This window comes from Xanthomonas pisi DSM 18956 (genome assembly GCF_001010415.1).
Taxonomy (GTDB): domain Bacteria; phylum Pseudomonadota; class Gammaproteobacteria; order Xanthomonadales; family Xanthomonadaceae; genus Xanthomonas; species Xanthomonas pisi.
Window position 1 is genome coordinate 1 of sequence record NZ_JPLE01000325.1, and the last position, 352, is coordinate 352.

The window sequence follows — 352 nt, forward strand, 5'->3', positions numbered from 1 at the left end:
GCACATGACCGACTACTTCAAACGCAGTCGCTGGCATAGGCTCATAAATGTCATAATCGTTCAAGATTATATCTATATTTGGATTGGAAATCACGCAATAGTTTTTACCAGCAGTAAACTGATCGTGACTTGAATCCTTGCACTTGACAAAGAACACTTTGTATGTAGTAATCATATAGAATCCTTCGGGCCGCTGTAGCGCCCGTCAAGGTAGCGGTCATGTTGAATTAACGCGAAGGTTTTTAAGGCAAGGTTGCGGCGCTTAAACAGATGCCCTGTTGAGGGATTCAGTTCGTGCGCCGCTGGATAAAGGCGTGAAAGGTAGTGCTTGAGGACTTGAAGCGCCCTACTT

1 protein-coding gene is annotated in these 352 nt (G+C 45.2%); it reads right to left on the reverse strand.

All coding sequences use genetic code 11. From position 1 onward, the window contains the following. Positions 1 to 171: 171 nt before the first annotated feature. Positions 172 to 352: hypothetical protein (locus Y887_RS21235; protein ID WP_211257042.1), on the reverse strand; the 181-nt coding region annotated here is incomplete at its 5' end.